The sequence below is a fragment of the Mucilaginibacter sp. PAMB04274 genome, assembly GCF_039634385.2.
In the GTDB taxonomy this organism is placed as follows: Bacteria; Bacteroidota; Bacteroidia; order Sphingobacteriales; family Sphingobacteriaceae; genus Mucilaginibacter.
Genome location: NZ_CP155081.2, coordinates 684,733 through 699,318 on the forward strand (window position 1 = coordinate 684,733; position 14,586 = coordinate 699,318).

Sequence of the window (14,586 nt, forward strand, 5' to 3'; positions counted from 1 at the left end):
GTGTTATTTCAAATACTGGCTTATGGGCACTAATTGATAAGCAGGGTCATTTTCAAAAATCTTAGACAATACCGCCGCATGACGCTGGCCCATAATAAGCAAAATGCGTTTGCCCTGGTAAGCTTGCTGTACGCTTAGGATGTTACTATAAATTTTAAGCTCGCGGCTGTAGAATAAAGAGATATAATCGGCGCCAATGTGTTCTTTGTCAATCCGGGCGGTATCCGTAATTTGGTCGGTTTTGCCAAAGCTACCGTTGGTGATTTTCGCCGGGTTAATGTAAATGTTATAATAGGTAAGCTGGTAAAGTTGGGGCGAGTTCAACTTTAGCAGGTAGCCTTTCAGGCTTAGCTTTTGTTCTTTCAAATCCCCATCAAGCGTTCGTCCTATTGCTGAGTAGGCGTTCATGGCATCAGTAAAATGCTCTAAATTCTTCCCCTCCTTAATTAAGCGGGTAGGTACGCTGGTATAAAAGTCTACAGCATAAACACGCGGTAAATTCAATTTTCGCGCTATGTTGTAGCCAAACTGGTATTGTTCAGCACGGCCATGCTCCAACTGGATAAACTCAAGTTTTCCGGATTTAAATAGCTGGTATAAGCTATCCACCATATGCTGCTCACTTGGCTCTCGCTCAATGAGAATCATATCGGGCTTGTAAGCCGCCAGTTGGTTGTTAATAGCGGCTATTTCCTTTTGGCGGCCCGCGCTGAACAGGTCCATAGACGGGCCTTGTTTGTGAAAAGCTTCTTGCCCAAAGTGTGTGCTGCCCATCAGCATAATGCTGATTTTATCTTGCGGTTTTTGTGTTTGTGAAAATCCGGGTAGTACAAGGCCGGTTAATAGTATAAGCAGGCTATATAATGGTTTCATGCAGGATAGGTATATATAATTAAGAGCTTAAAAGTAAGCTATCGTTACACGCCTGCCGCATAATTTATATTAAATTGAGCTTTAATGCTGATGGTGAGGAGGTTATTTTAGCTGTCTTCTTTTTCTAACAGCACACGTTCAATACGTCTGTCGGGTATGATCCACATCAGGGCAACGAGGGTATATAAAACCAAACTGATCGCCGGTTCTATAAAGGCCACTGCTACCGAAACAAGGTAAATTATTACCGAAAGCTTTCCTTTCCAATCCTTGCCAATAGCTATTGCCAATGTTGATTGTGGCCCGGCTTGTTTAACCAGTAATAAGGCCAGTATACTGTAAGCCGCGCCATTCATCAATAATATAACACCGTAAAGCGCCACGGGCCATTTCGAAAAGTGGTTTTCGCCCATCCAACTGGTTACAAACGGAATAACGGATAGCCAGAACAGCAAGTGCAGGTTGGCCCAAAGCACGCTACCCCGTACCTGTCGCACGGCATGCAGCATGTGGTGATGGTTGTTCCAGTATATGCCTACATAAACAAAGCTGAGTATATAGCTTAAAGCCACCGGTATCAACGGCTTTAAATCGGCGGGTGTGCCGCCGTGGGGTGTTTTTAGTTCCAGTACCATAATGGTGATGATAATGGCGATCACACCATCGCTAAATGCCTCTAAGCGTCCTTTATTCATGCAGTTGGTTTAAGTAAAGCTAATGTACAGTAAAAATAGTAACGCAAAAGGGCGGTTGTAAGCTATCAATGAAATATTTTCGGATATTTAGCACAATGTATAGCTACAAACAATACTGGCTGCTGTTACTGTGGGCATGTATAATGGCGGGTTGCCGCCCGGCAAATGATTCATCGCATAAAACCATCTTTAGCGTCAACCTCGATCAAGGTCTTAGCTCGCTGGACCCGGCTTTTGCACGGAACCAGAATGCAGTGTGGATGGATAACCAAATTTATAACGGGTTAGTACAGATTAATGATAGCCTGCACGTGATACCCTGCGTTGCCAAAACCTGGGAGCTGTCTGCTGATGGAACCATTTATACCTTTCATTTACGCAACGATGTGCGCTTTCAGGACGATGCCTTATTTGCCGGAGGAAAGGGGAGGATAGCCACCGCTGCTGATTTTGCCTACAGCTTCGGCCGCCTTATTGACCCAAAAGTAGCCTCGTCAGGTTCATGGATTTTTAGTGATAAGGTAACCGGTAAAGAGGCGTTTGTAGCATTGAACGATACTACCTTTCAAATCCGGTTAAAGCAGCCCTTTCCGCCGTTGTTGAGTGTGCTTACTGCCCAATACTGTTCTTTAGTTCCACGCGAGGTAGTTGAACACTATGGCAAGGATTTCCGGAGCCACCCCGTGGGAACCGGTCCGTTTAAATTTAAGTACTGGAAAGAAGGCGAGGTAATGGTGTTGCTCAAGAACGAACATTACTGGGAAAAGGATAAGCAAGGCGGGCCGCTACCTCACCTGGATGCTATAAGGTCAACCTTTATCAGCGATAAGCAGACCGCATTTATGGAGTTCATCAAAAAAAAGCTCGACTTTTTTAATGGCATCGATGGCAGCTATCGCGATGATATTCTAACCAAATCGGGTCGGGTAACCAAAAAATACAAAGGCAGGTTTAAGGTTCACATTGCCCCCTATTTAAATACCGAATACCTGGGTATATTGGTTGATACCAATATTGCCATTGTTAAAAACTCGCCTTTAAAGCAATTAAAGATTAGGCAGGCGGTTAATTACGCTATTAACAAACCCAACATGATCAAATTTTTGCGCAACAGTACCGGTACGCCGGGATATGCCGGCTTTATACCGCAGGGTATGCCCGGGTTTGATACTGCTGCGGTGCATGGATACCGCTATAATCCCGAAAAAGCCAAGCAACTGCTGGTAGAGGCCGGGTTTCCGGGTGGTAAAAATTTACCCGAGGTAGTGTTGAGTACCACTACAAGCTACCGCGACCTAATTGAATTTATACAGGGCGAGCTGCAAAAGGTAGGCATACGCACACGGGTGGAGCTTGTACAGGGAGCCAGCTTGCGCGATTTGATTGCCAAAAATGGCGTTAATTTCTTTAGAGCATCATGGATTGCCGATTACCCAGATGCTGAAAATTACCTGTCGGTATTTTACGGGAAAAATAAGATACCATTCGGGCCCAATTATACGGGCTTTCATAACCGGCAGTTTGATGCACTGTTTGAGCAGGCTTACCGCATAAGCGACAATCAGCAGCGATTTAAATTATACCAGCAAATGGACAACCTGATGATGCAGCAATCGCCTGTGGTGATTTTGTATTATGACAAGCTGGTTAACCTTTACCAAAACAACCTGAGCGGTTATAGCATTAACCCGCTCAATTTGCTGATATTAAAGAATGTCAAAAAAGAATAAGTGAACGTCAAATTGCCCCTCATAAAGGCAGATGCTTGCGTGACAGCAAGGGCTCACCAGGCGACTAACGAACACACCCTTGCTTTCTTATTAAGAAGGAGCAGTAAGGACAAATTATTAAGATAGCATGCGCTTAATCAGTAAAATACCACATCCGCTATCCGTTTTAATGGTGGTCATTATATTGGCTGCACTGGCAACATGGCTGGTTCCTGCCGGTAAGTTTTATACGCTAACCTACTCGGCCCCATACTTTGTCCTGAATAAAAACGGTACCGAAGTGCAGCTTTCTGTTACTCAAAAAACGCTGGACAGCTTGCACATAAGCGCGCCCGTTGCGGCTTTTACCAATGGAACTATACGCAAGCCGGTATCTGTGCCCGGCAGTTATCATCGGCTACCGCGAAATTCTCAGGGGGTAGTAAGTGTAATTGAGGCTCCCATTAAAGGTATTTATGATACTATTGATATTATTTTGTTTGTGCTGCTCATTGGCGGCTTTATTCAGGTTTTTAATGCTACCGGCGCTTTGGAGGCCGGTCTGAAGAGCTTATCTGCAACCATGCGCGGCCGTGAGGGCTGGCTCATTATCATTATTACATTCCTGCTCACTTTTGGCGGCGCATCTTACGGTATGGCCGAGGAAGCCTTTGCATTTTACCCTGTACTGGTACCCTTGTTTTTAGCTGCGGGGTATGATTTGCTGGTTCCGGTAGCGATTATATTTGGTGGTACGCAACTGGGTACGCTATCTTCATTCTCCAATCCTTTCTCTACCATAATTGCATCAAATGCCTGTGGTATCAGCTGGACCGATGGTCTGAATGGCCGCTTGTTGATGTTTGTCTTGTCATCCGCTATATACATCACTTACGTGTTCCGGTACGCGCAAAAAGTGCGTAATAATCCTTCTGCTTCGCTGGTTTACCGGTCTGATGGCGCTGTGCAAAGCCCGTTCCCAGCATTTAGCGAACAGGGCGGCGGCAGCCCGCTAACATCACGCACTATTTTATTGCTAATCGTTTTCTTTTTGGCATTTGCCACCATGATAACGGGTGTTGTGGTATGGCACTGGTGGCTGCTGGAAATGTCGGCCGTGTTTTTGGTAGCTGCTGTGTTAATTGCCATACTGCAGCGCATGGGGCAAAAGGATTTTATAGAAACGTTTATTAAAGGTGCCGAAGGTTTATTAAGCGTAGCTTTCATTATTGGGGCGGCCCGGGGCGTTACCGCTATACTGGATGGCGGCAACATTAGCGATACCATTGTTTACGAGGCATCCCAATTGGTGAGTGGTATGCCATCGGGCGTGTTTATGGTGATGATGCTGGTATTGTATTGTTTGTTCACCTTATTTATTTCGAGCTCGTCTGGTATGGCGGTAGTTACGATGCCTATTATGGGTGGGCTGGCCGCCGCAGCACACGTGCCCGGTAGGGAGATTGTAAATAGCTACTTGTTTGGTATGGGCATTATGGGCTTCATTACCCCAACTGGCTTGCTGTTACCTTCGCTCGCACTGGTAGGCATCAGCCTTAAATCATGGTGGAAGTTTGTTTGGCCGTTAATGGCTATACTGCTGATAGTTTGTGCAGTGTTTTTAGTAATAGGCGTAAGGCTTTAAGGCTTACGCTCTGCCGCCGCCCGTATGTCTTTAACTTCCAGCGTTTGTTTTGGATAACCGTAGGCAGTAGCATTAATCATTCCTTGCCCAAGCTCTTTTAAGGTACCAAAAGCGCCCGGAAACAATGGCCGTAATACAGGATATAACCAATTAATATACTTGTAAAAGTTAAGCGTATTTTTTAGCCCGGGTGTGGGCAGCATAAAGCCCGGCCTAAAGTTGTACACTTGCTTAAAGGGCAGCAGCTTTAAATCGTTCTCGGTTTTGCCTTTTACCCGGCTCCAGTTACTGCCACCCTGCTCGCTGCTATTGGTACCAGCGCCCGATATGTAGCTAAATGTCATGTTACCATTTAAGCGGCTCAGTGTGGTAGCCACTTTTATGGTCAGTTCATAAGTAGTTTTGTAATATTCCTCCTTGCTTACACCAACTGATGACATACCGAGGCAAAAGAAACAAGCGTTGTAACCAATCAACTGGTTTTCAACAGCTGTAAGATCAAACAGATCGGCATGCACAACTTCGGTAACTTTAGGGTGCTGAATGCCCGATGGGCGGCGGTTAAGCAGCAGCACTTCCGCTACCTCGGCAGCTTCCAGGCATTCGTGCAGAACGCCTTCGCCTACCATGCCAGTGGCTCCTGTTATAATAACCCGCAGAAGTGTTGATGTTTGGTTCATAAGCTCCCTGATTTTATACCGTTAAGTACAGACTTACCATAACTTTGTTTAAAAACGGTGATAAGGCTATTTTACTTCTTTTATGTTTACCACCCGGTAGTTAACGCCTAAACGCTTGGCATTCTCCTCAACGGTTGTGGTAAAGCCTGCATTAATGCGGCGGGCATTTACCGTGGACGGATTTTTTACCGGCCATATAAAGCAATCCTGCTTCCCATTTTTAAGGTTACGGCAGGTAGCCTGGGTGCCGTATATCTGCTCTTTACCTTCGTCCATCAGGTGGCGGTCCAACATCATGGCGTACAAACGGTAGGGTAGCTCGCGGTGGTTGGCGGCAGTTTCAATAACAGTAATATAGCGAGCTATTTTACCCGAGTGTTGTATCACATTCCAAGCCGACTCGTTAGCCGGCTCACCTACCAGCTTTTTACCGGGGTAGCCATACTGCTTAAATGTGTTCTCAATAAAGATTAAGTTAAGCGAGTCAATCCTGCCTTGTAGCTTCCAGTAATGTGCGTTAGCTTGTGCAGGTCCCATCCCTAATTTTCTCAACATCGCATCTTTAGTGACCGGCATCATTAATTGCATTAACGTATCGCGGTACTTTTGGTCGAGCACCATAATGCTGTCCAGTTGGTGTTTTAACTGAGGGTTGGTTTGTGCCCCGGCATGCAGGCCGGCAATCAGTAAAAAAAGCAAAGCGACTTTTTTCATAACGCTTAAGGCTAGATATGAGCAAAGTTAATGTAAATGAACAAGTTAGAAAGAAAGTTTAACAGGATGTACTTAAAAGAAGTGTGTAAGATATAACCGAAAAATAAAACCATCAGTAAATAGTACCATAACGGCCCTAAATACTACCATAGTTGGTGGTAATTTGTAGTGTACATTTGTAATGTTATGAAAAAGGAAATACCAGTTTATGATATATGCACACTCTCTGACTTTAAGCAGGAAGATATACTAATAAGCCGGTTTGCACCTTACCTGGCACAACACCACAAGCTTCACTTGGCGCATAAACATACTTTTTACCATTTGGTATTTTTTACCGAAGGGGCGGGTACACACGCTATAGATTTTGAGCAGTTTAAGGTGAAACCTTATCAAATTTATTTTATGGTGCCCGGACAGGTACACAGCTGGGACTTTGCCGGTAAGGTTGATGGTTATGTCATCAATTTTTCTACACTGTTCTTTCAATCATTCCTGTTAAAGCCCGATTACCTGGAGCAGTTCCCTTTTTTAAGCGGCAACATTACCGACGCTGTTATTAACCTGCCGCAAGCTGTGCAGGCAGCCGTTATACAATTGTTTGAACACCTGGTTAATGAAAGCGATGATGCGCAGCGCATGGGTGTGGATATGGTACGTGCATTACTATTACAACTGTTCATCAGCATTGGTAGGCTGGGTTTTGAGCAAAACGTTAAACAGCCTAATGCCTATAATTATACCTTGCTCAAAAACTTTCAGAAGCTGATTGAGCAGCATTATGCCGAACTGCGTTTGCCCAAAGATTACGCCGAACTGCTTTACATTACGCCCAACCATTTAAATGCGCTTTGTAAGGATGTGCTGGGAATACCGGCCGGCGAGGTGATCCGTAACCGCATTGTGCTGGAAGCTAAGCGCCTGCTTATTAACCTGGAGCTTACCATAGCCGAAATAGCCGGGCGCCTGCATTTTGACGATAACTCTTATTTTACCAAATTTTTTAAGAAACACACGGGCATCACACCTGAAGAATTCAGGAAAGAGGCCTTAAAATCAATAAACCATGAAAACGTTAAGCTTAGATAAAACACGTATGGCCCATCCGTCAGAAATTAAATCAGCCGTACATGCCAAGTGCCCAAAATGCCGCACCGGCAACATGTTTGCCAACGGCATGTACCAGTTTGGTGGACAAAAAATGCATAACGAATGCCCGCACTGCGGTTTCCATTTTGAAATAGAGCCCGGTTATTTTTACGTGGCCATGTTTGTAAGCTACGCCATGAACGTGGCCGAAATGGTTACACTGGCTGTCGCCACGTACATACTCACCGGCAATCTGGAATCGCCGTGGCTGTATATAGGTATACTGTTAACCTCGGCATTGTTACTGGCCCCGTTCAACTTTCGTTTTTCGCGGGTGATATTGTTATACTGGTTAACGCCCAATTTGCATTTTGACCCTAACCGAATGAACAGGTAACGGCAGCAATTACTGTTTAGTTATTTGCACTTTTCTAATCTCACCTTTTGTGTTTTTGATAGTTAAAGTAACCTGTTCTACATTTTCTAAAATGGGTTTGCCATTGAGCCATTGGCACAGGTTAGTTTTGGGGAAGGGGACATCATTGATGGCTGTGATATGGTCGCCGGGAGTAATCTGATTTTGCAGATTACCCCATACTACACCGGCAATAAGTTTTTCTCCTTGTGTGGTAAAATCAACCGGCCATTGTTTTTCGGTCAAGTCTATATTGCTGGAGTTTGGGTCAAAGTAAAACTTGCCGTGTTTATAATCTAAGGTAACAGCGCCATATTGCAGTAGGGTAGTGCCTAAACGGGGTGTTGTATTGGCTATGGTTTCTACCGCTGCATGCTTAAAGGTAACACCTGCAACGGTTACTGTTGGAAATACAAGCCGGTAAGTCGAATCCATTTTTTGCAAGCCGTAAATACTGCGGTGTACTGCGCCAAAGCCTTTTTCAATTACGTTAAACGCGCCAAAGCGGCCCAACTGTTGCATATGCTGTGGCGATAGCAGTAAAAAGCCGTTATCACCCGAGTCGAACTCTACCTCGAGGTTAACCCGGTTATTTAAGTCGATTTTTAATATAGGGCTGCTTTGCTTGTTTCTGAGCAAGTTCAGTTTAGCGCTATGGCTTTTGTTCAGCCCTAGCCTTTGCTCATTATCGGTCAAAATAAGCACCTTTTTTACGGGGGCAATTTTAACAATAGCGTTACGGAGCAAATTGCTGCCTATAACCCCTTCAATTTTCCAGCAATCATATAATTCATTGGCTACTATCAAAGCGGGGACATTGGTAAAAGAAATTTTGCCCAAGCTTATCGTATTTAACTCTACCAGATTGAGCGAGTCTTTATTGCCGTTGGCATCTGTAGCAACAATGCTGTTTAGAAACAGGCTGTTTAATTCCTTGGCCAAGTCCGGCGTGAGCTGGGTTGGTGCACCGGTATCCAGCAAAAAGCGGGCTGTGCGCTGGTTAATGGTTACCTGTATGAACAGCTTCCCGTTAATCATTTCATAAGGAATTTCCTGATAGTAGTTTTTAGCATCGGTCCCTCCCTTATTGTAATCGATGCTTTGACTGCAGCTGTTAAAGCAGATGCTAATAAACACGAGGAGGCTTGCCCAAAATATTCGTACACCAGAATAACGCATAGTTTAAAACTAACAAAAAACAGGGCGTAAACAAAAAGCGCCACTGCAATGCAATGGCGCTTGTATAAAATAGGGTTGCTTAATTAAGCAACTTGTTGCCTGCGGATGATGTTTAATGCACCACCGGCCTTAAACCACTCAATTTGCTGAGCGTTGTAAGTATGGTTAACCGGGAATGAATCCTCAGTTCCATCGGCGTGGTGTAATACTACGGTTAACTGTTTGCCGGGGGCAAACTCGGTTAAACCTAAAACGTCAATGCGGTCATCTTCCTGAACTTTATCGTAGTCGGCAGTATCAGCAAAAGTGATACCCAGCATACCTTGTTTTTTCAGGTTGGTTTCGTGGATACGGGCAAATGATTTTACCAGGATTACACGAACGCCCAGGTGACGTGGCTCCATTGCAGCATGCTCGCGTGATGAACCTTCGCCATAGTTCTCGTCTCCTACAACGATTGAACCGATGCCGTTAGCCTTGTAATCGCGCTGTGTAGCAGGAACCGGGCCGTACTCGCCGGTCAATTGGTTTTTAACGCTGTCGGCAGTGTTGTTATAATAGTTAATAGCGCCAATCAGCATGTTGTTACTGATGTTATCCAGGTGACCACGGAATTTTAACCATGGACCAGCCATAGAAATGTGGTCGGTAGTACATTTACCTTTAGCTTTAATTAACAAGCGCAGGTCTTTAATGTCGGTACCTTCCCATGCTGCAAATGGATCAAGCAGTTGCAAACGTGATGATTTCGGATCAACCAAAACTTCCACCTGGCTGCCATCTTCGGCAGGGGCCTGGTAGCCCGCATCTTCAACCGCAAAACCTTTTACCGGTAATTCAATACCTAGTGGCTCGTCTAGTTTCACCTGCTCGCCGTTTTCGTTGGTCAGGGTATCGGTTAACGGGTTAAAGGTTAGATCACCTGCAATAGCAAACGCCGTAACAATCTCCGGAGAGGCTACGAAAGCGTGTGTATTCGGGTTACCATCCTGGCGTTTAGCAAAGTTACGGTTAAACGAAGTGATGATAGAGTTTTTGCGGGTAGGATCATCAGTATGGCGTGACCATTGACCAATACAAGGGCCGCAGGCGTTAGCCAGTACTACACCACCAATTTGCTCAAACGTATTTAAGTAACCATCGCGCTCTACAGTATAACGTACCAGCTCTGAACCTGGCGTTACGGTGTACTCAGCTTTGGTTTTTAAGTTTTTATCGGTAGCTTGTTTTGCAATAGAAGCGGCACGGGTAATATCCTCATAAGATGAGTTGGTACATGAACCAATCAAGCCAACTTCCAGCTCGGTAGGCCAGCCGTTTTCTTTAACTGCAGTAGCAAATTTAGAAATAGGCCATGCCAAATCCGGAGTAAACGGACCGTTAACGTGTGGCTCAAGCTCGCTCAGGTTAATTTCGATCACCTGGTCAAAGTATTGCTCAGGCGTTGCATAAACTTCAGCATCGCCGGTTAAGTGCTCTCTAACTGCATCGGCTAAGCCCGCAATATCTTCACGTTGCGTGCCGCGTAAGTAAGCAGCCATTTTTTCATCGTAACCGAAGATGGATGTAGTTGCACCGATCTCGGCACCCATGTTACAGATAGTACCTTTACCAGTTGCTGATAGTGAACGTGCGCCTTCGCCAAAGTACTCCACAATAGCACCGGTACCACCTTTAACGGTTAATATACCAGCCACTTTCAGGATAACGTCTTTTGCTGATGCCCAGCCCGATAGTTTGCCGGTTAAGTGAACACCAATCAGTTTAGGGAATTTAAGCTCCCATGGTAAACCAGCCATTACGTCGCAAGCATCAGCACCGCCAACACCAATGGCAATCATACCTAAACCACCTGCATTAGGTGTATGCGAATCGGTACCGATCATCATACCACCCGGGAAAGCATAGTTCTCTAATACTACCTGGTGAATAATACCTGCACCCGGTTTCCAGAAACCAATGCCGTATTTATCAGAAACAGAAGCCAGGAAGTCATAAACTTCGCTATTGATATCTTTAGCGGTGCTTAAATCTTCTGCAGCGCCAATTTTAGCTTGTATTAAGTGGTCACAATGTACAGTTGAAGGTACAGCCACCTGCGGACGACCAGCTTGCATAAATTGCAGCAACGCCATCTGCGCTGTTGCATCTTGCATAGCCACGCGGTCAGGTGCAAAATCTACATAGTCAACACCACGCTGATAGGCTGCTTTAGCATCGCCTTCAGTTAGGTGGGCATATAAAATTTTCTCAGTTAAAGTCAAAGGTTTGCCGGTCGCTTGGCGGGCAGCTTCAATACGGCTGCTGTAGCGGTCGTACACCTTTTTAATCATATCTAAATCAAAAGCCATTTGATTGATTTTTAGGTAAAAAATGAACAATTTGCTGTTCGAAAGCCCTGTAAAGGGGGAACGCCGCGAATGTACAAAATTTAACGCCCAAATGGTAGTACAGGTTTGCGCAAATGCTATTTAGATTTGTTCTGAATAGTGGTTGGTTAATTAGCATTATCTTAAAAAAATTAATTATGCTGTTATCTCAGATTGACGTTTTGCATATTGCATTCGGGTGAGCGTAGCTTACGCATCTTGTCATCTGTTTTAGGTATAAAACTGGATATATTCAACTCACAATGATGAATCAAATTGAAATGCTTGTTAAGCAAACCAACGATGCTTACAACTGGACGAATAAGCTATTAAACTCTGTCCCTTATCATAAATGGAAGGATACGCCCAAGGTTATGGATTCTAACATTTGCTGGCAGGCAGGGCATATATTGGTTGGCATTTATTTTCATTCTATCATGGTGGTTATTGGTCATCAAATGGATGTATTGCAAAAGATCCCGTTAAAAGATTATGCAGACCGTTTTATGGATAAATCTCCAGAAGAGGCAGCTGAAAATGTAAATCCGGAGGAGTTATATGAGCAGTTGCTTTTTATGCAGCAAAAATCGATTCAAACACTTAGCGCATTGCCTGAATCGGGACTGGATAATGCATTGGAGCCGTCGCCCACGCCACACCCCATCGCTCATAATAAATTTGAAGCCTTAGACTGGAACATAAAGCATACCATGTGGCATTGTGGTCAGCTGGGTATGCTTAAGCGGGTTGTTGATGAAAGATTTGATTTTGGTTTGAAGAGATAAGCAGATGCTGGGATCTACTTTTACCCGTTAATTACATGGTGAATAAAATACGCATAGCACCCACTCCAAGTGGTTTCCTGCACTTGGGCAACGTGTTGTCGTTTGCATTAACGGCTGCGCTCGCCCAGCGTGTAAACGCCAGTATACTGCTGCGTATTGATGACCTGGATAGGCAGCGCGCCAACCCGGCGTACGTGCAGGATGTGTTTGATACGCTTAACTTTCTGGAGATTCCCTGGCATGAGGGTCCGCGCAATATGCAGGATTTTGAAAGCGAGTGGTCGCAACTGCACCGGATGGATTTGTACCAGCAGGCCCTAATCCAATTGCAGCAAAGCAGACAAGTATTTGCCTGTACCTGTTCCCGCTCACAAATACGCAGTTTAAGTGCCGATGAAAGTTATCCTGGTACCTGTTGTATGAAAGTGTTGCCGCTTACAACCGATGCAGCCAGCTGGCGTTTACTCACTGCTACAGGCGAGCCAGTGCTGGTAAATAACTGGCCGGTGGGCATTCAATCAGCCTCGTTGCCTGCGGCAATTCAACACTTTGTGGTACGTAAAAGGGATGGCTATCCGGCTTACCAATTAAGTTCACTGGTTGATGATTTGCATTTTGGTATTACGCATATTATGCGGGGAGCTGATTTGTGGGCATCAACACTGGCTCAATTTTATCTGTCGGGGATATTAAAGGAGGATAGCTTTCAGCAAATAAAGTTTCATCACCATGATCTGCTATTGGGGGATGGTCATGCAAAGTTATCCAAATCGGCTGGCGCTACTTCAATTCGTTATTTGCGGGAGCAGGGTTATAAGTCGGCAGATGTGTACCAGCAAATAGCCCGGCAGTTAGGTGTTGGGGAAACGATTGCCGACTGGCAGCAATTGGCTGAAGCTTACTTTGGGCACCGCAGCTTTTAAGCAAGTTAGCATAGCATACCCTCAGTCGCGTTACTCTTTACGCAAACGATTGCGCAAATTTTATTTCTGGTAAAGTAGCAACTTAACCGGTAAAAATTTAGCTTAGTTTCTACTAACCAAGTAAACCAATTATATGCTTCGCAGAAAATTTATACAGCAAACGGGCGCCGTTGCGGCCGGTACTTTGCTATCTGAAACTTTATTGGCATCGGCCACGCTGGCTAAGCAACGGGTGGCTATGGTGGGTACCGGTCACCGGGGTACGGGCATGTGGGGCACCGAAGTGCTAAGCGAGCACGGTAGCCGTATGGAGTTTGTAGGCCTGTGCGATAAGAACCCCGGCCGGGTAGAAACTGCCAAAAAGATGTTAAAAGTAACCTGCCCCACTTATACTGATTTGGATAAGATGCTGAAGGAAACTAAGCCAGAGGTGCTCATTGTGACCACTATGGACAGCACCCACCACGAAATGATTGTTAAAGGTCTGGAAGCCGGTTGCAATATCGTAACCGAAAAACCTATGACCACCGACGAAGATAAATGCCAAACCATATTGGATGCCGAAAAGCGTACCGGCAAAAAAGTATACGTTACCTTTAACTACCGTTACTCACCCCACCGGCAAAAAATTTGGGAATTGCTAAATAGCGGTGAAATAGGAAAAGTAACCTCGGTTGATTTTCACTGGTACCTGGACACCTCGCACGGCGCCGATTACTTTCGCCGCTGGCACCGCAAGCGCGAAAACAGCGGATCGCTGCTGGTGCATAAAGCAACCCACCATTTTGATTTACTGAACTGGTGGCTTAACTCTGATCCGGAAGAAGTATTTGCCTATGGTTCCTTAGACTTTTATGGTAAAAACAATCCATTCAGGTATACCCATTGCAGACCTTGCCCTTATAAAGACAAGTGTCAGTTTTATTTTGACATGACCAAAGACGAGCGGCTGATGAAGCTGTATGCCGATAATGAGAAATACGACGGCTACCACCGCGATGGCTGCGTTTGGAAGGAGGATATAGATATTTTTGATAAGATGGCTGTACAGATTAAGTATGCCAATAAAGTACAGGTTAGTTACTCTTTAACGGCATACTCGCCTTACGAGGGTTATCGTATTTCCTTTAGCGGTACCAAAGGTAAGCTGGATGCCTGGATACACGAAAAGCAGCCCTGGCCAATGGAAAAGTATGATGAAATACAGCTCACCAAAAACTTTGGTAAAACAGAATACATCCGCATAGATAATACCGAAGTCGGGCATGGCGGAGGCGATATGCGTTTGCGTAAACAGATTTTTAACCCGGGTGCCGATCCTTACAAGCAGGGGGCAGGCAGCCGTGATGGGGCCATGTCTATTATGGTTGGCATTGCTGCCCGTAATAGTATAGATAGTGGCAAGCCGGTAAAGGTTCAGGATTTAGTTTCCATTAAGCCGCATCCTACAAGGGGGAGTGTATGATGTTCTGCCAGTAAAAAGAAAACCGAAGGCTCCTGATTTTTAGTA

13 protein-coding genes are annotated in these 14,586 nt (G+C 45.0%); 7 read left to right on the forward strand and 6 right to left on the reverse strand.

Annotated elements, in window-relative coordinates:
- Nucleotides 1-3 precede the first annotated feature (3 nt).
- Nucleotides 4-873 carry a DUF5694 domain-containing protein gene (locus tag ABDD95_RS02845; RefSeq protein ID WP_345950388.1) on the reverse strand — a complete coding sequence of 290 codons (870 nt, stop codon included), beginning with the start codon at nucleotides 871-873 and terminating at the stop codon, nucleotides 4-6.
- 107 nt (nucleotides 874-980) lie between these two features.
- Nucleotides 981-1,568, reverse strand: a complete 588-nt coding sequence (locus ABDD95_RS02850) for a TMEM175 family protein (RefSeq protein ID WP_345950389.1) — start codon at nucleotides 1,566-1,568, stop codon at nucleotides 981-983.
- Nucleotides 1,569-1,663: 95 nt separating this feature from the next.
- On the opposite strand from ABDD95_RS02850, the gene ABDD95_RS02855 reads away from it, so the two are divergent.
- The gene (locus ABDD95_RS02855) at nucleotides 1,664-3,298 is read left to right on the forward strand and encodes an ABC transporter substrate-binding protein (RefSeq protein ID WP_345950390.1); all 1,635 of its coding nucleotides are present in this window, start codon (nucleotides 1,664-1,666) and stop codon (nucleotides 3,296-3,298) included.
- 127 nt (nucleotides 3,299-3,425) lie between these two features.
- Complete coding sequence (locus tag ABDD95_RS02860) at nucleotides 3,426-4,922, forward strand: hypothetical protein (RefSeq protein WP_345950391.1); 1,497 nt, start codon at nucleotides 3,426-3,428, stop codon at nucleotides 4,920-4,922.
- On the opposite strand, the gene ABDD95_RS02865 is transcribed toward ABDD95_RS02860, so the two are convergent.
- Together ABDD95_RS02865 and ABDD95_RS02870 are read right to left on the reverse strand one after the other, a co-directional pair.
- Nucleotides 4,919-5,602 carry an NAD-dependent epimerase/dehydratase family protein gene (locus ABDD95_RS02865; protein WP_345950392.1) on the reverse strand — a complete coding sequence of 228 codons (684 nt, stop codon included), beginning with the start codon at nucleotides 5,600-5,602 and terminating at the stop codon, nucleotides 4,919-4,921. The genes ABDD95_RS02860 and ABDD95_RS02865 overlap by 4 nt on opposite strands.
- 66 nt (nucleotides 5,603-5,668) lie before the next feature.
- A complete protein-coding gene (locus ABDD95_RS02870) occupies nucleotides 5,669-6,316 on the reverse strand; it encodes a DUF6624 domain-containing protein (protein ID WP_345950393.1) in 648 nt (215 codons plus the stop codon).
- Nucleotides 6,317-6,502: 186 nt separating this feature from the next.
- Between ABDD95_RS02870 and ABDD95_RS02875 the strand changes: the two genes are divergently transcribed.
- Nucleotides 6,503-7,405 (forward strand): helix-turn-helix transcriptional regulator, encoded by a 903-nt coding sequence (locus ABDD95_RS02875; RefSeq protein ID WP_345950394.1) that lies wholly within the window; start codon nucleotides 6,503-6,505, stop codon nucleotides 7,403-7,405.
- On the forward strand, nucleotides 7,383-7,802 hold the full coding sequence (locus ABDD95_RS02880; RefSeq protein ID WP_345950395.1) for a DUF983 domain-containing protein: 420 nt from the start codon (nucleotides 7,383-7,385) through the stop codon (nucleotides 7,800-7,802). The genes ABDD95_RS02875 and ABDD95_RS02880 overlap by 23 nt, the downstream gene beginning before the upstream one ends.
- Before the next feature lie 9 nt (nucleotides 7,803-7,811).
- Here the strand turns inward: ABDD95_RS02880 and ABDD95_RS02885 are convergent, their stop codons facing one another.
- Both ABDD95_RS02885 and ABDD95_RS02890 read right to left on the reverse strand, forming a co-directional pair.
- Entirely contained in the window at nucleotides 7,812-8,999 is a 1,188-nt protein-coding gene (locus ABDD95_RS02885; protein ID WP_345950396.1) for a retropepsin-like aspartic protease, read from the reverse strand.
- An 83-nt stretch (nucleotides 9,000-9,082) separates the two neighbouring features.
- Nucleotides 9,083-11,350, reverse strand: a complete 2,268-nt coding sequence (locus ABDD95_RS02890; RefSeq protein WP_345950397.1) for an aconitate hydratase — start codon at nucleotides 11,348-11,350, stop codon at nucleotides 9,083-9,085.
- A 281-nt stretch (nucleotides 11,351-11,631) separates the two neighbouring features.
- On the opposite strand from ABDD95_RS02890, the gene ABDD95_RS02895 reads away from it, so the two are divergent.
- The 3 genes from ABDD95_RS02895 to ABDD95_RS02905 all read left to right on the forward strand — a co-directional run bounded on the left by ABDD95_RS02895 (nucleotide 11,632) and on the right by ABDD95_RS02905 (nucleotide 14,541).
- Complete coding sequence (locus ABDD95_RS02895; RefSeq protein ID WP_345950398.1) at nucleotides 11,632-12,153, forward strand: DinB family protein; 522 nt, start codon at nucleotides 11,632-11,634, stop codon at nucleotides 12,151-12,153.
- Nucleotides 12,154-12,188: 35 nt separating this feature from the next.
- The gene (locus ABDD95_RS02900; RefSeq protein ID WP_345950399.1) at nucleotides 12,189-13,076 is read left to right on the forward strand and encodes a glutamate--tRNA ligase family protein; all 888 of its coding nucleotides are present in this window, start codon (nucleotides 12,189-12,191) and stop codon (nucleotides 13,074-13,076) included.
- 133 nt (nucleotides 13,077-13,209) lie between these two features.
- Complete coding sequence (locus tag ABDD95_RS02905) at nucleotides 13,210-14,541, forward strand: Gfo/Idh/MocA family oxidoreductase (RefSeq protein WP_345950400.1); 1,332 nt, start codon at nucleotides 13,210-13,212, stop codon at nucleotides 14,539-14,541.
- Nucleotides 14,542-14,586: the final 45 nt, after the last annotated feature.